Below are 24,164 nucleotides of genomic sequence, written 5' to 3'. Positions count from 1 at the left end.
CCTTTACCCCGAAAGTCTTCAGTTTATAGTTACTTCTGGCAGGTCTCCTGGCTCGCGTATAAAAAATCAACCTTCCCATCGTAAAGACAGTGGTGTAAGAGCGATTTTTACCGTTCGGTTAACCGAACAAAGCTTACAGTTGCGGGAACAGCTCAGGAATATTAAAAAAATTAAGCACCTGATTCCCTTTTAAGGTATTTCCTTTAGTAGAAAATAACCACCAAAATTCAAGCGCGAAGTTAATCAAATCACTTAGTCTACCTTACTTTTTTTAATTAATCTTACTTTTGAATTTCAATTACTACCTAAACACCAAATCAGACGATTTTGATAAAAAACCTATTTACAACTGTATTTCTCTTCTCTTTTTTAGTCTTTAACTCGTGTAAAAACGAGTCAAAACCTGAAGTTTCAGAGAATCAAGAAACGAGTAAATCTCAAGTAGAGTTTGCGACCGGATTTGATATTGAGGACTACGAAACCTATAAAATATTAAGTGTTTTTCAAGCCTGGCCGGGAAGTACAAAAACCTTCAGATATGCATTACTCAAAGAAGGACAAAATCTACCAGATAGCATCGAAGCAGACGCTATACTAACAATCCCGATTACATCAATCGTGGTAACTTCAACAACGCATATTCCTGCACTAGAACTGCTTGGTGTTGAAGAAACTTTAAAGGGTTTCCCAAATCTTGATTATATTTCTTCGCCCAAAACAAGAGCGCTTATCAAGGCTGAAAAAATTGAAGAATTAGGACAAAATGAATCTATAAATACAGAGAGAGCGATCGATTTAAATCCTGATGTTGTGGTGAGCTTTGGCGTTGAAGGTGAGAACAAAAGCTTAAACTCGTTGCAACGCGCAAATATTCCGGTATTGTATAATGGCGATTGGACGGAAACTTCTCCTCTTGGTCAAGCAGAATGGATTAAATTTTTTGCTGCACTCTACAATAAAGAAAAACAAGCTGATTCTATTTTCAACTCCATAAAAGAGAACTACAATTCTTTAAAAAAAGAAGCCCTTAAAGCGAAGAAAAAGCCTACAGTTTTAAGTGGTGCTATGTTTAAAGATGTATGGTATTTACCAAAAGGTGAAAGCTGGGCCGCACAACTGGTAGCTGATGCAAATGCTGAGTATTTATATAAAGACACCAAGGGAACCGGAAGCCTTTCTTTAAGTATTGAAAGTGTTCTGGATAAGGCACAAAATGCTGAATTTTGGATTGCTCCTAATGCTTTTGAAAGCTACCAATCTTTAAAAGAAACAAATGATGCCTACACACAATTTGCTGCTTTTAAAAACAAAGCTATTTACAGCTTTGCTGCTGCAAAAGGAGAAACCGGTGGAATGCTTTATTATGAGTTGGCTCCTTCTAGACCAGACTGGGTTCTTGAAGATCTGGTAACTATTTTTCACCCGGAACTTAACAGTAATAAAGCCTCTCACTTTTTCACACCACTTGAATAGTACCGGTAAACATAGCGTTCAATTTGTAATTCTAGGAACACTTTTGATTTTGCTGTTCGTAGTCAATATTGCTTTGGGTTCAGTACTGATTCCATTAAAAGCTATTATTCAAATTATTCTTGGAGACGATACTGTAAAAGAAGCCTGGCAATACATCATTCTCGATTATCGAATTCCAAAAGCCTTAGCGGCTATTATGACTGGAAGCGGACTAGCTGTTGCAGGTTTAATGATGCAAACGCTATTTAAAAATCCGCTGGCAGGACCTTTTGTATTAGGAATTAGTAGTGGTGCAAGTTTGGGTGTTGCTTTTTTTATTTTAGGAGGAAGTGCTCTGGGCTTATCTGCATTTGTTGTGCCTAATGGCTGGGGAACCATTCTCGCTGCCAGCTTGGGAAGTTTTGCTGTTTTGAGCATTGTATTGCTTGTTGCCTCAAGAGTTCGCGATGCGATGGCTTTATTGATTATAGGCTTAATGTTTGGGAGTCTTACTGCTGCAGTGGTAAGCATACTCGCGTATTTTAGTCCGGCAGAAGAATTACAGCGGTATATGTTTTGGTCCTTCGGAAGTCTGGGAGACATCTCTTGGGATGCACTAATAATTCTTTCGTTTTGCTACTTTATAGGAATGATTTTAGCTTTTTCAGTTACAAAAAGTCTCAACAGTCTATTACTTGGTGATCACTATGCTCAAACGCTTGGTGTTTCCTTACAAAAAAGCAGATTTATCATTTTAATAGCCACCAGCATTCTCGCAGGAAGTCTAACTGCTTTTGTAGGACCAATAGCCTTTGTCGGGCTCGCCGTTCCGCATTTGATCAGACAATGGTTTACAGCTTCTAATCACTGGACGCTGATGCCGGCTTGCGTTTTAGGAGGTGCTGTATTGATGCTTTTTTGCGATACATTGGCACAAATGCCTCTATTTGAATTCTCGCTACCCATAAACGCTATTACTTCAATTATAGGTGCGCCGGTTGTGATCTGGCTTTTAATTAGGAAGAAAAAACTCTTATTTTAAGTAATGTCAGATTTTAATAAAATATTGCTAAGCAGTTCAAAACTTTCCGTTGGATATAAAAATGGACAGGAAAAGATTATCATTGTTGAAGATGTGAATCTTTCTCTTAAAAAAGGAACATTTACAACAATGGTGGGTATTAATGGCTCTGGTAAATCTACATTATTACGCACACTAGCCGGACTTCAGAATCCTATTTCCGGAGAGGTTTTACTTGAAAAATCACCTATTAAAACTCTTGATGCTGAAATAAAAGCTAAACAATTGAGCGTAGTTCTAACCGGACAATATATTTCAAAAAACCTAACAGTTTTAGAGTTGGTTTCATTAGGAAGACAGCCGTACACTAATTGGTTAGGAAAACTTTCAGAAGAAGATAAAGTCCATATTTTAAATGCTATAAACGCAACTGAGTTAGAAGCTCTTAAAAATACAGCTTGTCATGCACTAAGCGATGGGCAATTTCAAAGAGCACTAATTGCTCGGGCATTAGCCCAAAATACGGAAGTCATTTTGCTTGATGAACCCACAACTCATCTTGATTTACATCACAAAGCTTCTATTTTTTCTTTACTGAAAACAATCGCTCACGAGCAACAAAAAACGATCTTAAGTACATCGCACGATATCGAATTGGTTTTAGGGATGTCTGATGAAATGCTGGTGATTCACAACGGAAAAGCAACGCAAGACACTCCGAAAAACTTGACAGAGTCTGGGATTTTTGAACAGTTATTCCCAGATAACATTATTGGCTTCAACAAAGAAAACCAGCGATTTTTTATTCGGTAATACCAAAGCCTTATCCCTATCTTTGAGTAAACTACGTCGGGGCAAGCCTACGAGTTATTTATTAGATATAATTTTTCAATATAAAGGCAAGACTCGGGGTATTAAACCCCTTGGGGGTGCCAATAAATCCCAGTTGCATGAATGATAGTCTCATCCTGATAATTAGTATTATAGTATGCTTAGGTATAGGCTTTTTTTTAGGTCAACTAATTACTGGTCTAAAAAGAAAATCTGAAACTGCGCGCTTACACGAAAGATTACAACTCAAAGAACAGCAACTAGAAGGTTTTGAAAAAGAAAAAGCTGATTTGCTCAAAAAACAAGAGCAACTTCAGGACGATAAAGAGTTTTTTCAAAATGAACTAACCAGCCGTAATGTAGCTTTTGAAAACTTAGAACATCGTATCTCAGAAAAATCTGCTGAACTAGAAAAACTTCAGGAGAAATTCACAAAGGATTTTGAGATTGTTGCTAATAAAATTTTGGAAGAGAAGTCTTCTAAATTTACATTTCAGAATAAAGAAAACCTAAACTTAATTTTAAAACCCTTACAAGAAAAGATCAACAGTTTTGAGAAAAAGGTTGAAGACACAAATAAGGAAAGTTTAGGCAGACACAGCGAACTGAGGCAGCAAATAAAAGGTCTGGCAGAACTCAATTTACAGATGAGTAAAGACGCAGAAAACCTTACCAATGCATTAAAAGGCGATACTAAAATGCAAGGTAACTGGGGTGAGCTAATACTCACTCGAGTTCTCGAAAAATCTGGACTTGAAAAAGATCGCGAGTACACGCTGCAAGACAGCCATACTGACGAAACCGGAAAACGCTTTCAGACTGACGTATTAATACATCTTCCTGACGGAAAAAAAATGATCGTAGACAGTAAAGTCTCTCTTACAGCCTTTGAACGATACGTTTCTGAAACTGAAGATAATTTAAAAAACACCTTTCTTAAACAGCATATCCTTTCGGTAAAAAATCATATTAGTACCCTGAGCTCAAAAAATTACCAGGCTCTTCTAGAAGAAAGCCCAGATACGATTTTTATGTTTATTCCCATCGAGCCCGCTTTTGCTATTGCTTCTGCCCATGCTCCGCAACTTTATGAGGAAGCTTTTAGTAAAAATGTAATCATTGTTACTCCTTCTACCCTGCTCGCCGCTTTAAAACTGGTAGAAAACCTTTGGCAAAACGATCGTCAAAAGAAGAATGCTATAGAAATTGCAACGCAGGCCGGCAGACTTTATGACTCCTTTACACTGTTAACAGATGAACTCATCAAAGTAGGAACGCAACTGGGAACGGTACAAAACACCTATGATCGCACGATGACAAAACTTACAGGAAAAGGCAATCTCATCAACCGTGTAGAACGTCTAAAAAAGCTTGGAGCCAAAACCAGTAAAGACATAGATCAAAAATTATTGAACAGCGCTACAGAAGATGACTCTATTGAAGCAGCTAATGACTAAATTTGAACTTAGACACTGTATTTTATGAAAAAAAATTTAGCTTTTGTTTTGGGCGGAATCATACTTATCGCCATTCTGTTTTACTCGTTTGTTTACTTCGTTCCTTATAGTGAAGGAACGCGTGCAGGCGAGTTGATCAAATTCAGTAAAAAAGGTGTTCTGTCTAAGACTTGGGAAGGTCAGATTAGTCAGGGTATTAGTGGTGCTCAGATCTTTGATTTTTCGGTGATGGGAAGTGAAGATGAAGTTATTCAAAAACTGAAAGATTATCAGGGAAGCTATGTGAAGTTGACTTACGTTGAGCGCTATGCAACCTTCATTTTCTGGGGCGATACAAAATATTTTGTTACTGATATCTCCAAAGAAAATTCACCACATTTTAATCGCGAATAAACAACCCTCTAAACCAAACCACTTGGAATCATTTAAAAATATTGAACAATCACAGGTAACTATTAGCGAACTGATGTTGCCTTCTCATACTAATTTCAGCGGAAAAATTCACGGAGGGTATATTTTGTCTTTGATGGATCAAATTGCTTTTGCTTGTGCTTCTAAACACTCTAGCAATTATTGTGTTACAGCCTCGGTTGACACTGTAGATTTCTTAAGACCCATTGAAGTAGGAGAACTTGTGGTGATGAAAGCTTCTGTAAATTTTGTAGGTAGAACCTCTATGGTTGTAGGTATCCGCGTTGAATCTGAAGATATTCATAGCGGTATTATAAAACATTGCAACTCTAGTTACTTTACCATGGTTGCTAAAGATGACAAAGGTAAAAGTGTTCCTGTCCCGGGACTTATATTAAAAACTGAAAAACAAGTAAGACGTTTTCTTAAAAGCTTGAATCGACAAGAAATGAAGAAAAATCACAGACAGGAAACTTCGAAAAAAGAAGAACTAAAAATTGAAGATCTTGAGATCTTGAGAAATTCTCACAAAGTACAACTCGAATATTAAAACAAAAAAAGGAGCCTTTAAAAGGCTCCTTTTTTATAGAACTATTTTTATAGAACTATATATTTTTTTAGTCTTTTATTAATTTTTGAGTAAAAGAACGCTCTCCATTATCTATCTGAACCAAATAAACGCCACGCTTAAGTCGGCTTACATCCATACCACTTTGCAACATATTAGAGTCGATAGAATTCCGTTTTACAAGCTTTCCTAGTACATCGTAGAATGTAATTTCTACTCCGTTGGAAGCTTTAGGATTCTTAAAAAATATTCTGTCTTTTACAGGGTTAGGATAAATCTTAAAGCCATCTTTAGTCTGCGATAAAGTAGATTTTGATTGGGTTACACGAATAGTTCCTTTCAAATCTTTATTTACAGCGCTCTGAAACGTATAGATACCTCTTTTTGCAAAAACATATTCATATATGGACCCCTTAGCTAAGACCTGCTGAATTCCAAAATCTGAAGATTCACCTAAAGAATTACCAATTAAATTCTGCGGTGTTGACTCCCCAAAAACCCATTGCACTTTATCTCCCACTTGAACCTCTAGTGGAGCTTGGAGGTCATCAGTCCCAGAAGCCCACTTGATTATGTGTGTCTCTTGAGCGCTTATAGATGCTCCTAATATGAATATAAAAATGTAAAGCCAAGTAAATTTCATGCCATATTACTGTGTTTGAAGTCTTTATGTAAAGATAAAATAAGTATAACTTAAAAATGCTAAAATTTTCTCATAATTATACTATACTTTACATAAAGACGTTGATCACAGCATTATGTTGCAAAAATTATTTACTTAAATACATTTTTCTTCTAGCGTATAAATCATAAAATGCGTCATCCTTCAAACTATCTATAAATAAGATACTTTCACCTGTACTTTTCATTTCTGGGCCTAAGGCTTTATTCACATTTGGAAACTTGTTGAAAGAAAATACCGGTTGTTTGATTGCATAACCGTCTAATTTTGGTTTAAAGTCAAAGTCGGTAACCTTTTTCTCTCCTAACATTACTTTAGTTGCATAATTAACATAAGGCTCGCCATATGCTTTTGCAATAAACGGTACCGTACGAGAAGCTCTAGGGTTTGCTTCTATGATATAAACTTTATCATCTTTAATAGCAAATTGAATATTGATCAACCCTACCGTGTTAAGGGCTAAAGCAATTTTATGAGTGTGATCTTTTATTTGCTGAATAACAAGATCTCCTAAATTGAAAGGAGGCAAGGTTGCGTTAGAATCCCCTGAGTGAATACCACAAGGCTCTATATGCTCCATAATACCGATGATGTATACATTTTCACCATCACAAATCGCATCTGCTTCGGCTTCTATTGCTCCATCTAAATAGTGGTCAAGAAGTAATTTATTGTTCGGTATTTTACGTAAAAGATCAACAACAGTCTCTTCTAATTCGTCTTTATTGATTACAATCTTCATTCCCTGACCTCCTAATACATAAGATGGTCTTACAAGAATTGGGAAATCTAAACGATCTGCCACAGCTAAAGCTTCTTCTGCAGTTTCTGCAACATCAAACTCAGGATACGGGATATTATTCTCTTGAAGCAATCTTGAGAAACTACCACGATCTTCAGCTAAATCTAGTGCTTTATAACTGGTACCGATGATCTTAACACCGTATCTGTCTAATTTTTCAGCTAATTTCAAAGCAGTCTGCCCACCCAACTGAACGATTACACCTTCCGGTTTTTCGTGACGGATAATGTCATAAATATGCTCCCAGAATACCGGCTCAAAATAAAGTTTATCTGCCGTATCAAAGTCTGTAGATACCGTCTCAGGGTTACAGTTGATCATTATAGTCTCATAACCACATTCTGCAGCAGCTAAAACACCGTGTACACAACAGTAATCAAATTCGATTCCCTGCCCTATTCGGTTAGGTCCAGACCCTAAAACAATTACTTTTTTCTTATCGCTTACTTTGCTTTCATTCTGTGCAAAACGCTCTCCGTTTGCCAGCTGCATATCGCTTTCGAAAGTAGAGTAAAAATAAGGTGTTTGCGCCACAAACTCAGCCGCACACGTATCTACCAATTTGTAAACACGATTGACTTTAAGTTCATCTCTTTTATTGTAAACATCACTTTCTAAACAATCTAGCATATGAGCAATCTGACGATCTGCAAAACCTTTTTGTTTAGCTTCTAATAATAAATCTCTTGAAAGAGTGTCTATTTTAAAGTTTGAAATCTCCTTCTCAAGAGCATTTAATTCCTCAAATTGCTTAAGGAACCACATATCTATCTTAGTAATATCGTGAATACGACTTAATGGAATACCCATCTGTATCGCATCATATATAGTAAAAACACGATCCCAACTTGCATTGGTCAGTTTTTCTATAATAGTATCGTAATTAGTATAACCTTTACCATCTGCTCCTAAACCGTTACGCTTAATTTCAAGCGACTGGGTTGCTTTATGTAAAGCTTCTTGAAAAGAACGACCTATACCCATCACTTCTCCAACAGATTTCATCTGTAATCCCAGAGTGCGGTCACTTCCTTCAAATTTGTCAAAGTTCCAACGAGGAATTTTTACAATTACATAGTCTAATGTTGGCTCAAATAAAGCCGAAGTAGATTTTGTGATCTGGTTGTCTAACTCATCTAATGTATATCCTATAGCTAATTTTGACGCTATTTTTGCAATTGGATAACCGGTAGCTTTAGAGGCTAATGCAGATGATCTAGACACGCGCGGGTTGATCTCAATAGCAATAATATCTTCTTTCTCATCAGGACTTACAGCAAACTGCACATTACATCCGCCTGCAAAATCCCCTATAGAACGCATCATGTGTATTGCCATATCACGCATTCTCTGAAATGTAGTATCACTCAAGGTCATTGCCGGAGCAACTGTTATTGAGTCTCCGGTATGAATTCCCATAGGATCCATATTCTCGATAGTACAAATAATAACTACGTTATCATTTTTATCGCGTAATAACTCCAATTCATATTCTTTCCACCCCATTAAAGCCTTATCAATCATCACCTCGTGAATAGGTGAAATCTCTAAACCATGGCTTAGTTGCTTATCAAAATCTTCAGGTTTGTAGACAATAGAAGCTCCTGCTCCACCTAGTGTGTAAGAAGCTCTAATTACTAATGGAAACCCAAACTGTTGAGCAATCTCCTTACCTTGAAGAAAAGAAGTAGCAGTAGCTTGAGGTGCCATACCTATACCTATCTTCAACATCAATTCACGGAACTTCTCACGATCTTCCGTAATATTAATTGCATCAATATCAACACCTATAATCTCAACATCAAAGTCTTTCCAAATTCCCTTTTCATCAGCTTCAATACAAAGGTTTAATGCTGTTTGCCCACCCATTGTAGGTAAAACAGCATCAATTTGAGGATGTTCTTTTAAAATTTTTACGAGTGATTTGGTTGTCAAGGGCAACAAATAAACATGATCTGCCATAACAGGATCTGTCATAATTGTTGCAGGGTTTGAGTTTATCAGAATGGTTTCTATACCATCTTCACGCAATGAGCGAAGCGCCTGAGACCCTGAGTAATCAAATTCACATGCCTGGCCTATAACGATAGGACCAGAACCGATAATTAAAATAGACTTAAGTTTATTATTTTTTGGCATTATACTGAGATTAGGAGTATTATCTAAAAATTCGGTTGTAGTATTTATAAAAAAAGGTGTTACTTATAAAAGTAACACCTTAATATTTTTAACAATGATAAATCACCAATTATCTTTTATGTCTTAATTCTGAAGATACAGACAATCTCTTTCTACCCTTAGCTCTTCTACGAGCAAGGACTTTACGACCATTAGCGCTAGCCATACGCTCGCGGAATCCATGTTTGTTTCTTCTTTTTCTTTTTGAAGGCTGAAAGGTTCTTTTGCTCATTTTATATCTTCTTTAATCCTTTTACTTTTCGATTATTAATTTGAGAATTACCTTCTCAAAAGCTGGGCGCAAATATACAAACAGTTTCTAAATCAACAAATAGATTCTATAAAATATTTTAGATTGTTTTTATTACATTTGCACGCTGATAAAAATAACATCTAGCTACTCTATAATTAGAGTTTTTTAATACGAATATTTATGTTCAATAAAAATATAAAATTAGTACTTGCTGCACTTGTTCTTGGTCTTGCGATCTGGCAGATTATAGATAGATCTATAGGTAATGGCATTATGCTAATTTTACTTGCTGCAATCTTTGTGCTCCTATATTTTAAAAATGAAATTCTTATCTTAGCTTTCCTTCGCCTAAGAAAACAAGATTTTGCCGGTGCTCAAAAATGGTTAGACAAAATTAAAAATCCTGAAGCTGCTTTGGTACGCAAGCAAAATGGCTATTACAATTATCTCAATGGATTGATGTTGTCTCAAACCAATATGATTCAGTCTGAAAAGTACTTTAAGAAAGCTGTTGAACTGGGCTTAAATATGGATGCAGATCTTGCCATGGCTAAAATTAATCTCGCCGGCATAGCAATGACTAAAAATCGCAGAAGAGAAGCAGATAAACTTCTTGCTGAGGCTAAAAAATTAGACAAAAACAATATGCTTGGTGAGCAAATTAAAATGATGAAAAAGCAAATGAAGCAAGCTGCAAATATGCCACGCCAACAATATGGTCGTGGTGGACGCAGATAATTTTTTCAACTCATCAAAAGCAGAAACATAAAAACCTGACAATCAACCCTAAAAATTAGTTTTTAATAGTCTTTAATCGGATTCTTAATTCCTTTTAACGATATCTTTTTTTTGCTTTTGTAGCATAAGGTAACTTTGACTTACGACCCCAAACGAACCTTATGACAAGACTTTTACTTTTCTTTTTTTTATTGAGTTTCAGTATTACAGCGCAAGAGGAAAGCGAAAAACTTTTTTTCTCTGAAGCTCTATCTCTCAATCTAAACAACTACAACACTAAAGTGGATAATGCTTTAGAACGTGGAGAATTTCATTATGCTAAATCTCTTTTTGATTCATTAGTTAAAAACCATCTTCAGGGAAGTTTTATTGATCCTTTAAAATTTGAAAGACTAAGTAGTTCTATCTCCTCGACAGAAGAAATAGAAAAACCCACTATTATTTTAACTTATGCATCCTGGTGTATTCCTAGTGAAGGTGAAATTCCTGTTTTAAATAAAATGGCTCAAAAATATGGCGACATGGTAGATTTTGTTGTGCTTTTTTGGGATCAGAAAAAAACCGTACGCAAATTAGCTAAACAGTTTAATACCAATATACATATTGTATATGTTGACGAAGTACAAAACAACCACATGCAAACAGTTAAACTTTTAAAACACGCACTGGGAATTTCTTTAAGTTTTGTTCTTGCTGCTGATGGTGAGATCCTAGATATCAATAGACGCCCTCCTAATAAAATGAATCTTAGTGAAAATCAGATTTTCAACCAAAATATCAATTTTTTAAGTCGTCAAATTGCAGCGATTAATATAGACTTGAATATCAATATCAATGAATTACCTGAATCTATAGCTACATTTTAATTTAACAGCTAAATAAGTAAATAAGGGAGCCAGCTGGCTCCCTTGTTTATTTATTTAGTTATGATTACATTTTTTTTATTACTGCCCCATACCAATATTAGCATTATATACTCCTTCTTTAGGGATCTCAATATGATACAATTTTCTTGATGCATTATTTAGATGATCTTCACGCAACCACGGATTATGCAGCTTTAAAATCTTATAATTAATACCAAAACTCTGAGCAAATTTTACAAAATCAGTCACCGCCGTATCCACTTCAACTTTATAAGAAGCTACATCTTTATATAAATCATCTTCAGTAAAGTTAAAACCAAAGGTTTCAGGATCAGACAATATTTGTTTTAAAGCAAGTATTCTAAAAACATAACGACCGGTCTCTTCGCCCAACAACAAATCATAATAGCCATTTACATCTTGACTATCTAACCTTCTACTTACACCTGCATTTCCTGCATTATAACCAGCAGCAGCAAGCGTCCAACTACCTAAATAAGCCTTTGATTTCTTTAAGTACTTACACGCTGCACGAGTTGAAAGTTCAATATTATAGCGCTCATCTACATTATCATTAACCTCAAGTCCTAGCTCTTTACCTGTACTGCTTAGTATCTGCCAGAAACCAGTAGCGCGAGCCGGAGAAACAGCCTGAGTCAAACCACTTTCAATCACAGCTAAATATTTAAAGTCATCAGGCAAACCTTCTTCTTTTAAAATAGGCTCTATTATAGGAAAATATTTCGCAGCTCTTTTGATCAGCAACAAACCGTTAGACTGCCAGTACGTATTAACCAAAAGCTCTCTATCCATACGCTCTCTTATATCAGGATTATCTAAAGGCACAGGTTCTCCTGCAAAATCTAAAGTTTCTGGTAACGGAATCGCATAAACATTATAATCGTTTACTAATTTTTCTTTTTTCTTTATTTCGGGATCCGAAGGTTTCTCTTGTTGTACAGCCTGCACACAAACAGCAGTTGTAGCAACTAAGCCAATACCGGCCAGTACATTTTTAAAATTTATCATAGCGCATTAGTTTTGAAGTTTGTAGCAAATTACCAATTAATTCTCAATAATTTTAGGCAGGTTTATGTTAAACCACTTGCATTTTGTGATGATCATTGCGTGTGTTCCTCCAGGGACGGGAATGCAATTATTTATATATCTATACGGAAAAACCGGATCACTGGTTCCGTGTATGTGTACTAGTCTGTTATCATAAGTTATTTGATCCCAACAGAGCATCTGCTCTAATGCCCAATTCAAATAAACAGGATCTGTAATCGATAAATATTTTTGATAAAGTGCAACTTTATGCTTAAACTTATCGCCTACCGCATAATTAGCCAGTGTATCTATATTGCGAGCTAGACTTACCGGTGCCAAACGATATAAACCTAAAGCAGCGCTGAAGCGCATTCGTTTAGGCAATTCAGATTTAGACTTAACACTGCTAACAATTATGAGCTTTCTAAATTCAATTTGCTTAGCCATTTCTTGTACAACAACCCCGCCAAAACTCACTCCTAAAAGCACCGGATTTTTTTCGGTTACTTCTTCAAGCATTCTCTTTGCATAATCTGAAAGTGACTCAGCCGTCTCAGGAATTTTCCAAGAAAGAGGATGTAACACAAACTTTTCTTTAGGAAGTTTTATATGCTCAAAAATACTGGGATTCGCCGCCATACCCGGCATTAAATATACGTGAATCATATACCTCAACATTAATGGTTTAACAGTTTAAAGCCCGAAAAACTGCTTATTTTTTTGTATATTTACGTTTATACGATGCATTTTCTTACAATTATGTTCAATGTTTATCAAAAGCTTTTTAGCAAAACTAAATAACTATTCGGTAAATGTGCGCAACATAAGTCGAGATATATTGAATATACCATTTTAATATCTCTATTATCGAGTAAACTATTTTCTTAAAACAATTTTATATGGATGTAATGACAGCAATTGAATTAACAGACAACGATTTTTTAAGACAATTTGAAACCACATTTGATGGTAAGTTGGCTAAAATTGAATATTCACTTCAGGATAGAAAAATCTTTTTAACTAAGATTCATATGCCGGAAGGCACTGAAGATAGAATGAACGACTTCATCGTTGCTGTATTCAAAGAAGTTGAAGATCGTAACATCAGACTGGTTCCTACAAGCCCAGAAATTGCGAAATTCATGAGGTCAAATCGTAGAAAGTACAAAAATTTACTACCCGTGGGTATTAATATTTAAAAGCTGCTTAATACATAAAAAAGTTGAACCTGCTCTAAGAGCAGGTTCAACTTTTTTATGCGATTTCAGGTTCACTTGCATATTCAAATCGTACTAAACCATCTTCATCTATATCACTCAGATTTATATGGTGCGTCGTATTTATTAACGCAGGATCCCAAGGCGTTTTAACTTTTACATAGTTTTCGGTAAAACCGTGTATGTATCCTTTTTTGTTTTCACCTTCAAAAAGAACCGTTCTATCAGTTCCTAATTGAGATTCATAAAAAACCCTTCTCTTTTTTGCCGAAAGTCCACGCAGCATCTTACTTCTCTTTTTACGCGTTTTAAGAGGTACTACACCATTCATATTTGCAGCTTTAGTATTGTCACGCTCAGAATAAGTAAACACGTGCAAATACGATATATCAAGCTCATTTAAAAACGTATACGTATCTAAAAAATGTTCGTCAGTCTCTCCTGGGAAACCTACGATCACATCTACTCCAATACACGCATCTGGCATAAGTCTTTTAATTTCGTGAACCCGATCAACATAGAGTTCACGCTTGTAACGACGGCTCATTTTACCCAAAATTTCATTATTACCACTTTGCAGTGGGATATGAAAATGCGGTACAAATGCTCGTGATTCAGCAACAACTTTTATGGTTTCATTTTTGAGAAGATTAGGCTCTATACTAGATATACGCAAACGCTCAATACCTTCAACCTGATCAAGCGCTTTCACAAGATCTAGAAAGGTATGCTCATGTTTTTTATTACCAAACTCTCCCTTACCATAATCTCCTATATTTACTCCTGTTAAGACAATCTCACGTATACCTTTCTCAGAGATCTCTTCAGCGTTTTTAAGAACATTCTCTAACGTATCACTACGCGAGATTCCACGTGCCAGCGGTATGGTACAATAGGTACATTTATAATCACAACCATCTTGAACTTTTAAGAAAGCACGTGTGCGATCACCTATAGAATAAGACCCCACATAAAAATCTGCATCTTCAATCTCACAGCTATGAACCTCTCCCATATCATTTTTAGAAAGATCATTGAGATAGTCTGTAATCTTAAATTTTTCAGTAGCTCCCAAAACAAGATCAACACCATCTACATCAGCAAGCTCTTCTGGTTTTAATTGTGCATAACACCCTACAGCAGCAACAAAAGCATCGGGGTTAATTTTCTGAGCTTGCTTAACAATAGTTTTAAAACGCTTGTCAGCATTTTCAGTAACACTGCACGTATTGATCACATAAATATCTGCTTCATCCGTAAAATCTACCCGATCAAAACCTTCATTTTCAAAACTTCTGGAAATGGTTGCGGTTTCAGAAAAATTGAGTTTACAACCCAACGTATAAAATGCGACTTTTTTACCTGCTTCGTTCATTAGAATCTTCTTCACAATTGGTTACTTTTGTTTTGCTTTCGCGAAAGCGAAAAATAACCGCATCTATTAAGGGTGCAAAGTTAACTACAATAATCCTATTGCTCAAGTCTGTAAAGCGATTCATACAACTGGCCTTGTCAATTAAAGAAATTTATTTGGCAATTGATGAAAGGAAGATACTTATGACCCTAAATAACAACCACCTTTTTACTTTTTTCCAAACGCGTTACAGGTATATGCTTTGGGCTATATTCTTTGTAGTATTCAGCTCTTGTAATTCTGAAAAAAACACTAAGAATGAACTTAAAGTTTTTAGATACAATGAGCATTATAATGTTGCTACTTTAGACCCTGCTTTTGCCAGAAACCCACCTATAATCTGGCCCACTAATCAATTATTTAATGGCCTAGTACAACAGGATGATAGTTTAAATATAGCTCCGGATATAGCTAAGAGTTGGGTTGTAAGTGAGGATACCAAAACATACACTTTTACCTTACGTGATGATGTTGTTTTTCACAAACACGCACAATTTAAAACAGCAGACAGCACACGCAAGGTCACAGCATTAGATTTTGTGTATAGTTTTGATCGCCTTAAAGATCCCAAAGTCGCTTCACCGGGAAGCTGGGTGCTGAGTAATGTGGAAACTTACAAAGCTGTTAACGACAGTACGCTTGTTATTAAACTAAAAAAAGAATTCCCGGCTTTTATGGGCTTGTTAACAATGCGGTATTGCTCAGTTGTACCAAAAGAAATTGTAGAATATTATGGAAATGATTTCAGAAAACACCCAATAGGCACTGGTCCTTTCAAATTTAAACGCTGGGAAGAAGGTGTGAAATTAGTGCTTCGGAAGAATTACAATTACTTTGAAACAGACGAAAACAGAGTTAAACTCCCCTATCTCGAAGCTGTAGCTATCACTTTCTTACCAGATAAGCAAAGTGAGTTTTTGCAATTTGCTCAGGGCAATCTCGATATGCTCAACAGCCTTGACCCTTCTTACAAAGACGAGTTACTCACTGCTACCGGAAAGCTAAAAGACAACTATAAAGATCAGGTAAAAACGATCACAGGCCCGTTTTTAAATACAGAATACTTAGGGTTTTTCTTAGAAAGCTCTTCAAAAGAAGTACGCTCTCCTTTACTTAGAAAAGCTATTAACTATGGATTTGATCGTGTCAAAATGATCAAATACTTGCGTAATGGGATAGGAGAACCTGCTAATTCTGGCTTTATCCCTAAAGGATTACCCGGTTATGGTGCTAAAGGATTTGAATATGATCCTGTAAAAGCCCGTAAATTAATTGAAACGTATATTAAACAAACGGGAAACCTAAATCCTATTATCAGCATAGGGACAAACAGCCAGTATCTTGATATTTGCGAATACATTCAACGGGAGCTGGGAAAATTAGGCTTGACCGTTAATATCGATGTGATGCCGCCCTCTACACTACGTCAATTGAAGTCAACTGGAAAACTGGATGCCTTCCGCGCCAGCTGGATCGCAGATTATCCAGATGCTGAAAATTACCTCTCTCTGTATTACAGTAAAAATTTTACTCCCGGGGGACCCAATTATACACACTTCTCTAATGAAGAGTTTGATCAACTTTACGAAGAAAGCTTTAAAATTTCAGATATAGAAAAGCGAAAAGAACTCTATCAAAAAATGGATTCTATTCTCATCTCAAAAGCTCCTTTTGTAACCCTTTACTACGATCAGGTGATCAAGTTTGTTCATAAAAATATTCATGGACTAAAGGCAAACCCGCAAGATTTTCTGGTTTTGAAACATGTTAGAAAAGATTAATGAAGGATTTTAAAATAGCTCCAACGTTTTTAACACCCAAAAACAGTAACATTTTTTAATTATAGTTAACGTATATCGTAAAGATAACTATGAGTTTTGGAGGTTCAGTTTCAGCAATGCTCGCCTCACTTAAACACAATAAGCGAGAACGCAAAACACGTTTTAATGCTAATGGACTGCACCATAAAGGTACCCAGAAACCTTTTGTAGATCATAAAAAACTTAGCCAAATTGAAGAGGTGCAACTTAAATCTCAAATTCAATTCAAAGCAAAACAACATCGCAAAAAAAACTTAGCTTATACTTTCATCGCCTTTATAACTTTGGGGTGTTTAATTTGGTGGCTTTTCTTAGACTCTGACAAATCTCTATTTTAAAGACTAGATTATTTCTACTATTTTCAGAATTTCGAAAACGTTTTCTGTTAAACAAGTGTTTAAATGTAATTAAACAAACGTTTAATTTAAACAAACGTTTAACTTTGTCTAACATTTTAAAAATGTTATGGAGTTAAACGAAAAACAATTACAAATTATAGCAGTTGCAGAAAAACTGTTTGCAGAAAATGGTTTTACTGGTACTTCTGTGCGCAACATTGCTAAAGAGGCAGGTATCAATATCGCGATGATATCTTATTATTTTGGCTCAAAAGAAAAATTACTAGAGCATTTAGTAGTGTACCGTATGGCAAACTTTAAGATCGATCTTCTAAGTGTTATCAATAAAGATGATGTTGATTTTAAGAAACGTCTAGACCAGCTTGTGAACTTATTTGTTATGCGCATTCATGAAAATCAGCGTATTTATAAAATAATTCATACTGAATTATCTAAAGAGTCCGGCTGTCTCACCTTTGAACACTATATCAATCAGAAAAAAGAAAATTATAAGACTCTTGAATCCTTTATTATTAAAGGTCAGCAGGCTGGTATTTTTAAAGAAAACATAGAAATTCCATTGATCATACCTACACTTATTGGAATCTACTTTCACTTCAACTACAATCAGGAATATTTCAATCAGATCTATTCTATAAAAAGCAAAAGACAAACCGATTCTTTTGTAAAAACTACCCTCACTAAGCACATACAAACTACGCTTAAAGCTCTATTGACTTATGAAAACTAAATCTATATTGGCAGTTCTACTCGTGCTGCTAAGTATAAAATTTACTCAGGCTCAGAATTCTGAAAATCTCTCGCTTGAAGAGGTTGTGCAACTTGCACTTCATACAAGTGATGCTTCAAAAATAAACGGATCTCAAATAGATCTGGCTAAAAATGAACTCACCATCACTAAGAATATGCAATATCCAGACTTGAATATTTCAGGTCAATATCGGTATTTGACAAATGCAAATGTCAATCTTCAGATTCCGTTAAGTTCGTCAGAAAGCAGCGATGGCTCAACAGAACAGGCCAGTTCTTCTCCTGATGTAAACGGATTATTAATTGGTTCGGCAGACGTATCCTTACCTATTTTTTCTGGTTTTAAATTAAAGAATAGTGTTTCCGCAAGTGAAAACAAGTTACAAGCATCCGTATATAATGCTGCTGATGAGCAGGAAAAACTCGCATTACAAGCTATTCAAATGTATCTGAATCTTTATAAGGCTAATGCTACTATAGATTTAGTAAAAGACAATCTTAAAAGCGCAGATCAACGGGTTAAAGATTTTACGAATATGGAAGAAAATGGTCTGCTTGCTCGTAATGATCTTTTAAAGGCTCAATTACAACAGGCCAATATAGAATTGTCACTGGCTAATGCTAAAAAAAATGCCCATATTCTAAATTATAATCTCAACGCTTTATTAAAATTGCCTGAAGACACTACAATTAATACAGACGTAAGTGCCATCACCCCTATTGCTGCTACTTTACCCAATATTTCTCAGCGTAATGATCTTCAGGCTTTAAATTATCAGGAAGAAGCTTTACAAGACCAAATAAAAATTGCAAAAGGGGACTATTACCCATCTCTAGCTCTGGTGGGCGGCTATATAGCTCTTGATCTAAATAATGCTCTTACTGTAACTAATGCGATGAATGTAGGTGTGGGTTTATCTTATAATGTTTCGTCACTTTTTAAGACCAAAGCCAAAGTGAAATTAGCAGAAAGTCAGGCTCTAGAAATGAATTATCGTATTGATCAGGCTACTTCACAAGCAAAAGTGAATGCTCAAAACGCATTAGCTGAATATAATCTGGCTTTAGAAACTTTTGAAGTCTATGAGGTTTCTGAAGAACAAGCTGTTGAAAACTACCGTATTGTTAAAGACAAATACGACAACGGTTTGTCTGATACTAATGATTTACTTGAAGCAGATGTACAACAACTGCAAACACGTATCAATCTCGCTTATGCGAAAGCAGATATTACCCAAAAATATTACGAATTATTAAGCGCTGAAGGCGCGCTCACCAATCAATTTTCTCAAAATTAATCCCCTCAAAAAATGGAACAGAAGAAAAAAACCAATAAAAAGTTTATCATCATTATCTCGGTTCTTGTGATACTTGGTGTTGCTTACGGAGGTTATAAGTTTGTACATTCTCTTTCTCACGAGGAGACAGACGACGCTCAGGTAGAAGCAAATATGAACTCGATCATTCCACACGTGGGTGGTTATATAGATAAAATTTACGTATCTGATAATGATATTATTAAAGCTGGAGACACGCTTTTTACTATAGATCAGCGTGATTATCTCGTTCAGCTAGAACAAGCAAAAGCTAATTTGGCTGCTGCTCAAAGTCAGGTTGCTGTTGCAGAATCTTCAATAGGTTCATCACAGGCTAATGCAAATGCATCCTATGCTCAGGTTTCTTCAACTTACGGAAGTATAGAATCTGCAAAAATTCAACTTAGAAGAGCTACAGATGATTATAGCCGTTATAAAAATCTTTATGACAATAAAAGTATTACCACACAACAATATGAGCAAGCATTAGCCGCAAAACAAGAAGCTGCTGCACGTCTTTCGGTTTTAGAAGATCAGCAGAAAGCTGTAAGAAGTCAGAGCCAGGCTGCTACTTCTCAGAGCAAGGTGACCGAAAAACAAGTAGCAGTTGCAGAAGCTAATGTTAAAAGTGCACAAGCCCAGGTAGATGCTGCACAACTCAATCTGGATTATACAGTAGTAACTGCTCCTATAGATGGCCAACTTTCTTCGGTTGAAATGCAGCAGGGTCAATTTGTGCAGCCAGGACAGGCTTTATTTTATTTGGTAAATACACAAAACAAATGGGTGGTTGCAAACTTTAAAGAAACGCAACTGAATGATATGAAAGTAGGTCAAAAAGTAGGTATTACCATTGACGCTTTTCCTGATGTAGAATTTGAAGGGGTTATTAGTAATTTTTCTCCGGCGACAGGAGCACGTTTCTCGCTTTTACCTCCTGATAATGCAACTGGGAATTTTGTCAAAACGGTTCAGAGACTTCCAGTGAAGATCAACTTTACAAATGCAAATGACGCAGCAAAACTGGCGCAATTGCGTGCTGGAATGAACGCCGAAATAGATGTTCATCTAAATTAAAAAATCATGGCTGAGGCTATTGAAGCACAAGACAGTCTGGTTGAGTACGGTTTTAGACGCGTGATTATTACGATTACCGCTATTCTTTGTGCCCTACTGGAAATAGTAGATACAACCATTGTAAACGTTGCGTTAAACGATATGCGCGGTAGTCTGGGTGCAACTTTAACAGATGTTGCCTGGGTAATCACCGCCTATGCGATAGCAAACGTGATCATCATCCCGATGACAAGTTGGCTTTCTAAGCAATTTGGTAGACGTAATTATTTTGCCGTTTCTATTGTCATATTTACGTTTTCATCTTTTCTCTGCGGGAACGCCACAAATATCTGGGAATTGGTAGCTTTTAGATTTGTACAAGGTTTAGGAGGTGGAGCACTTCTCGTAACTGCACAAACTATCATTACCGAAAGTTATCCTGCCGCAAAACGGGGTATGGCACAAGCCATTTATGGAATGGGTGTTATTGTGGGACCTACTTTAGGTCCACCATTAGGAGGTTATTTAGTAGATAATTACTCCTGGCCTTATATTTTTTACATCAATATCCCAATAGGAATCATTGCGACAATTCTTACGATAATGTATGTAAGAAGTCCAAAATATGGTGAAAAATTAAGAGCAAATCAAGTTGACTGGTGGGGAATTGTATTTCTAACTGCATTTATTGGTTCATTGCAATTTGTACTAGAACATGGGCAACAAGATGACTGGTTTGAAGACCATATGATTGTTACGCTAAGTGTTGTTTCAGTATTTGGCCTGGTGGCTTTTATCTGGAGAGAATTGGTTTATAAATATCCAATTGTAAACTTGAGAGTACTCCGTAACACAAATTTATGGACGGGTACCATAATGACTTTTATTTTAGGTTTTGGGCTGTACGGTTCTACGTTTGTAATCCCTATTTACACCCAATCTATCTTGGGCTGGACCGCTACAGATGCCGGACTCTTGTTAATTCCAAGTTCGATAACTACCGGGTTGATGATGCCTATCATTGGTAAGCTTTTAGAGCGCGGTATTCCTGCAAAGTATTTGGTTGCGGGTGGTTTTATAGGTTTTTTCCTCTATAGTTTGTGGATGCACAACTTGCTCACCCCAGACACTTCTAGCGAAGCCATGTTTTGGCCACTTGTGGTACGAGGAATGGGATTAGGATTGCTTTTTGTACCTATTACCACTCTAGCTTTATCAACCCTCAAAGGTGCTGAAATAGGTGAAGGAGCAGCTTTTACCGGGATGATGCGTCAGTTAGGTGGTTCTTTTGGTATTGCTATCATAACGACAATGATCAGCAGATTGAATCAACAACACCGCGTTGACCTGATACCAAATATTAGCGCTGTAAATACTCAAACTCAAGAACAGCTAAAAGGATTGCAGCAAATGTTTATTGGAAAGGGCTTCAGTTTTAATGAAGCTCTAGATCGTGCGTATCAGGTTTTAGAAGGAAAAATTATGCTTCAAGGTACTGTACTCACATATATGGATGTGTTCTTATACTTAGGAATTTTATTTCTTATTTGCGTACCTTTTGTTTTAATGCTGAAAAAAGGAGCCGGTAAAGTAGATACTTCTTCAGTTCACTAATACCTTCTGTACTTAGCAGTTTCTTCAAAAACATGTTCTAAGATCGCCGCTTCTTGCTCATCAAATGGTATGTTGCGGCGTTCCATGACCAGTTTTGCGGTCTGAAAAGCTTTTACTGTTTTATAAGTTGTAAAACCTGCAGCTCCACCCCAACTGAAAGATGGAATAAAATTTCGTGGAAATCCGGTTCCAAATATATTGACACTCACACCGATAACCGTACCGGTATTAAACATCGTATTGATACCACACTTACTGTGATCTCCCATAATTAAACCACAAAACTGGAGTCCGGTTTTTGCAAAACCTTCGGTCTCGTAATCCCAAAGGCGCACTTCTTCATAATTATTTTTAAGGTTACTGTTGTTAGAATCTGCACCAACGTTGCACCATTCCCCCAAAACCGAGTTCCCCAAATATCCATCGTGACCTTTATTAGAATAGGCCATCAAAACCGAATTAGTAACCTCTCCCCCTACCTTACAATATGGGCCAATGGTTGTCCCAGTGTAGATCTTAGCTCCCATTTTTACGGTAGCATGTTCACACATTGCAAAAGGACCTCTAATAAGAGCACCTTCCATTATTTCAGAATCTTTACCAATATAAATAGGGCCTTCTGAAGCGTTAAGCGTACAAAAGTTAAGCTTTGCTCCTTCTTCAATAAATATATTCTCAGGATTGAGAGTTTGCACAGTCGAAGGAATTTGAGCAGACTTTCGGTCTTCAGTTAACAAATCATAATCTAACCGAATCGCATCGTGATTTTTACTGAAAATACCCCAGTTATTTTCAATCTTAAAAATACCTTCAGCGGTAACTTCTAATTGCTCATATGTATCAAAATCTATTTCTTCCTGAGTATCTTTAGTATAAAAAGCAACGATATCATCCCCATCAAAAAGCGCTTGATTTTCCTGTAGATCCAGCACTTGTTCTACCAGAACTTCCGTTGGAATATAAGAAGCATTGATCATTACGTTCTCTTCAAACTCCACCATAGGGAATTTTTCTGATAAATACTCTTCAGTAATTGTAGAAGTTGTACTTCCCAGATGTTTTTCCCACTTCTCCCGAATGGTTAAAATTCCGATTCTGAGATCTGCAACAGGTCTAGTATAGGTAAAGGGTAAGAGCTTTTTACGCGCAGGACCGTCGAAGAGAATATAGTTCATAAGTGTAATGTTTCTGGGTAAGCGAAAATAACCATTTATAACCAACTTTAGAATCTAAATATTTTAGCTGCTACAAACACGTATACAGCAACACTCATTTATTATACTGAGTAAAAAATCAATAATACTTCGTGTAGTACTTCCAATTTTCTAACTCTTTTATTTTAAAACCATAGTCAATAAGAAATGAGATGGGTATACTCTCCTTCTTACTTACAAGTCCTTTAAAAACTTCGAAATGCATATGAGGTTCACTACCAAAATTCACATTGCCCGCATAACCTAAAAGTTGCTCTTCTTGAACACGATCTCCTACTTCTACTACAATCCCATTTTTCTTAAAATGGCTGTATTGAGCAAAGGTACCATCGTCGTGATACACCAGAAGCATATTACTTTTTACAGTACACGAATTTTCTTTAATCACCGTACTTAATGTATCTATAACCTGAACCACTATACCGGCTCGCATTGCTACAACTTCCGAATCATATTCCATGCGAAAATCAACAGCATGTTGATCTTTATGTCCTAAAACCCCATTAGGCCCTTGTACCACCAAATTTGAAGCCCCTAATGCAAAAGGTAAGTGATAACTATAATGAAGGTTAGCTCTATTGTTATTTTTAAATCCATAAAAATACCTATCGTCAAAATTTAAATTCGCCGGTAAGTTATTATCTATACGCTCAAGTTTAGTTAAAAGAATCTTTTTAGCGCGTGCGGGAATAAAATAAGAAGTATCATTAGGTTTCAACAGACGCAAATTTTGAAGCTTATAACTTAAATTCAAAGTCACTGGGCAGTATTGGTAATTGTCTACATAGAGTTTTATGATTTTATCAGAATGATCAACGTGCAGTTTAAACTTTTGCTCTTGAGCATAACTTGAAATTACAATAAGAAGAATCCAATAATATTTCATCTAAAAACAAACATTTATTGCTAATATAAATAACTTATAACATAACAAGGTAAATTATGTCAGGGAAATCTAGAAACTCGAAAGCACTAGCAAAAAAAGAGAAAATCCAAGATAAGCCCAAGCTATATACAAACAGGTAATTAAATAATGAAAACGATTATGATATAAGTCTATAATGCATTGGTCTTGTGAAAATCATCAACTTTTGA

Annotated in this window: 22 protein-coding genes and 1 riboswitch; of the genes, 14 read left to right on the top strand and 8 right to left on the bottom strand. The window is 36.0% G+C overall.

What is annotated here, in order from left to right; translation table 11 throughout:
- Positions 1-20 precede the first annotated feature (20 nt).
- Positions 21-240, bottom strand: a riboswitch (cobalamin riboswitch).
- 87 nt (positions 241-327) lie between these two features.
- The 6 genes from DSM03_RS06655 to DSM03_RS06630 all read left to right on the top strand — a co-directional run bounded on the left by DSM03_RS06655 (position 328) and on the right by DSM03_RS06630 (position 5,722).
- Positions 328-1,473, top strand: a complete 1,146-nt coding sequence (locus DSM03_RS06655; protein WP_338068080.1) for an ABC transporter substrate-binding protein — start codon at positions 328-330, stop codon at positions 1,471-1,473.
- On the top strand, positions 1,466-2,494 hold the full coding sequence (locus DSM03_RS06650; protein ID WP_128761203.1) for an iron ABC transporter permease: 1,029 nt from the start codon (positions 1,466-1,468) through the stop codon (positions 2,492-2,494). Before DSM03_RS06655 ends, DSM03_RS06650 begins: the two co-directional genes overlap by 8 nt.
- Positions 2,495-2,497: 3 nt before the next feature.
- Entirely contained in the window at positions 2,498-3,286 is a 789-nt protein-coding gene (locus DSM03_RS06645; RefSeq protein WP_128761204.1) for an ABC transporter ATP-binding protein, read from the top strand.
- A 137-nt stretch (positions 3,287-3,423) separates the two neighbouring features.
- A complete protein-coding gene (locus DSM03_RS06640) occupies positions 3,424-4,761 on the top strand; it encodes a DNA recombination protein RmuC (RefSeq protein ID WP_128761205.1) in 1,338 nt (445 codons plus the stop codon).
- 24 nt (positions 4,762-4,785) lie between these two features.
- The gene (locus tag DSM03_RS06635) at positions 4,786-5,154 is read left to right on the top strand and encodes a 6-phosphogluconate dehydrogenase (RefSeq protein WP_128761206.1); all 369 of its coding nucleotides are present in this window, start codon (positions 4,786-4,788) and stop codon (positions 5,152-5,154) included.
- Positions 5,155-5,227: 73 nt separating this feature from the next.
- A complete protein-coding gene (locus DSM03_RS06630; RefSeq protein WP_420813130.1) occupies positions 5,228-5,722 on the top strand; it encodes an acyl-CoA thioesterase in 495 nt (164 codons plus the stop codon).
- A gap of 67 nt (positions 5,723-5,789) precedes the next feature.
- On the opposite strand, the gene DSM03_RS06625 is transcribed toward DSM03_RS06630, so the two are convergent.
- The 3 genes from DSM03_RS06625 to rpmH form a co-directional block, all read right to left on the bottom strand.
- Entirely contained in the window at positions 5,790-6,383 is a 594-nt protein-coding gene (locus DSM03_RS06625) for a T9SS type A sorting domain-containing protein (protein ID WP_128761208.1), read from the bottom strand.
- A gap of 127 nt (positions 6,384-6,510) precedes the next feature.
- Entirely contained in the window at positions 6,511-9,363 is a 2,853-nt protein-coding gene (carB, locus tag DSM03_RS06620; protein ID WP_128761209.1) for a carbamoyl-phosphate synthase large subunit, read from the bottom strand.
- Positions 9,364-9,472: 109 nt separating this feature from the next.
- On the bottom strand, positions 9,473-9,634 hold the full coding sequence (rpmH, locus tag DSM03_RS06615) for a 50S ribosomal protein L34 (RefSeq protein WP_073098918.1): 162 nt from the start codon (positions 9,632-9,634) through the stop codon (positions 9,473-9,475).
- Positions 9,635-9,835: 201 nt separating this feature from the next.
- Here rpmH and DSM03_RS06610 point away from each other — a divergent pair, with 201 nt between their 5' ends.
- Together DSM03_RS06610 and DSM03_RS06605 are read left to right on the top strand one after the other, a co-directional pair.
- Entirely contained in the window at positions 9,836-10,393 is a 558-nt protein-coding gene (locus DSM03_RS06610; protein ID WP_128761210.1) for a DUF2892 domain-containing protein, read from the top strand.
- A gap of 161 nt (positions 10,394-10,554) precedes the next feature.
- On the top strand, positions 10,555-11,259 hold the full coding sequence (locus DSM03_RS06605) for a TlpA family protein disulfide reductase (protein WP_128761211.1): 705 nt from the start codon (positions 10,555-10,557) through the stop codon (positions 11,257-11,259).
- A 78-nt stretch (positions 11,260-11,337) separates the two neighbouring features.
- Here the strand turns inward: DSM03_RS06605 and DSM03_RS06600 are convergent, their stop codons facing one another.
- Together DSM03_RS06600 and DSM03_RS06595 are read right to left on the bottom strand one after the other, a co-directional pair.
- Positions 11,338-12,288: a lytic transglycosylase domain-containing protein gene (locus tag DSM03_RS06600; protein ID WP_128761212.1), complete on the bottom strand. Its 951-nt coding sequence runs from the start codon at positions 12,286-12,288 to the stop codon at positions 11,338-11,340.
- 36 nt (positions 12,289-12,324) lie between these two features.
- On the bottom strand, positions 12,325-12,975 hold the full coding sequence (locus tag DSM03_RS06595) for an alpha/beta hydrolase (RefSeq protein ID WP_236638822.1): 651 nt from the start codon (positions 12,973-12,975) through the stop codon (positions 12,325-12,327).
- Between the two features lie 233 nt (positions 12,976-13,208).
- Between DSM03_RS06595 and DSM03_RS06590 the strand changes: the two genes are divergently transcribed.
- Positions 13,209-13,508: a GNAT family N-acetyltransferase gene (locus DSM03_RS06590; protein ID WP_128761214.1), complete on the top strand. Its 300-nt coding sequence runs from the start codon at positions 13,209-13,211 to the stop codon at positions 13,506-13,508.
- A 55-nt stretch (positions 13,509-13,563) separates the two neighbouring features.
- Here the strand turns inward: DSM03_RS06590 and mtaB are convergent, their stop codons facing one another.
- Entirely contained in the window at positions 13,564-14,901 is a 1,338-nt protein-coding gene (gene mtaB / locus DSM03_RS06585; RefSeq protein WP_128761332.1) for a tRNA (N(6)-L-threonylcarbamoyladenosine(37)-C(2))-methylthiotransferase MtaB, read from the bottom strand.
- Between the two features lie 236 nt (positions 14,902-15,137).
- On the opposite strand from mtaB, the gene DSM03_RS06580 reads away from it, so the two are divergent.
- The 5 genes from DSM03_RS06580 to DSM03_RS06560 all read left to right on the top strand — a co-directional run bounded on the left by DSM03_RS06580 (position 15,138) and on the right by DSM03_RS06560 (position 21,855).
- A complete protein-coding gene (locus DSM03_RS06580) occupies positions 15,138-16,721 on the top strand; it encodes an ABC transporter substrate-binding protein (protein WP_236638823.1) in 1,584 nt (527 codons plus the stop codon).
- Positions 16,722-17,225: 504 nt separating this feature from the next.
- On the top strand, positions 17,226-17,849 hold the full coding sequence (locus tag DSM03_RS06575; protein WP_128761216.1) for a TetR/AcrR family transcriptional regulator: 624 nt from the start codon (positions 17,226-17,228) through the stop codon (positions 17,847-17,849).
- On the top strand, positions 17,839-19,167 hold the full coding sequence (locus DSM03_RS06570; protein WP_128761217.1) for a TolC family protein: 1,329 nt from the start codon (positions 17,839-17,841) through the stop codon (positions 19,165-19,167). Before DSM03_RS06575 ends, DSM03_RS06570 begins: the two co-directional genes overlap by 11 nt.
- A gap of 12 nt (positions 19,168-19,179) precedes the next feature.
- Positions 19,180-20,262: an HlyD family secretion protein gene (locus DSM03_RS06565; protein ID WP_128761218.1), complete on the top strand. Its 1,083-nt coding sequence runs from the start codon at positions 19,180-19,182 to the stop codon at positions 20,260-20,262.
- 6 nt (positions 20,263-20,268) lie between these two features.
- Positions 20,269-21,855, top strand: a complete 1,587-nt coding sequence (locus tag DSM03_RS06560) for a DHA2 family efflux MFS transporter permease subunit (RefSeq protein ID WP_128761219.1) — start codon at positions 20,269-20,271, stop codon at positions 21,853-21,855.
- Here the strand turns inward: DSM03_RS06560 and DSM03_RS06555 are convergent.
- Positions 21,852-23,030 carry a GlmU family protein gene (locus DSM03_RS06555; RefSeq protein ID WP_128761220.1) on the bottom strand — a complete coding sequence of 393 codons (1,179 nt, stop codon included), beginning with the start codon at positions 23,028-23,030 and terminating at the stop codon, positions 21,852-21,854. The two genes, DSM03_RS06560 and DSM03_RS06555, sit on opposite strands and share 4 nt — an antisense overlap.
- A 118-nt stretch (positions 23,031-23,148) precedes the next feature.
- Positions 23,149-23,955, bottom strand: a complete 807-nt coding sequence (locus DSM03_RS06550) for a M23 family metallopeptidase (RefSeq protein WP_128761221.1) — start codon at positions 23,953-23,955, stop codon at positions 23,149-23,151.
- Positions 23,956-24,164 lie beyond the last annotated feature (209 nt).

The organism is Leeuwenhoekiella aestuarii (genome assembly GCF_004104055.1).
Classification (GTDB): domain Bacteria; phylum Bacteroidota; class Bacteroidia; order Flavobacteriales; family Flavobacteriaceae; genus Leeuwenhoekiella; species Leeuwenhoekiella aestuarii.
The sequence above is the reverse complement of the archived record's forward strand: the minus strand, read 5'-3'. Positions and strand labels throughout refer to the sequence as shown.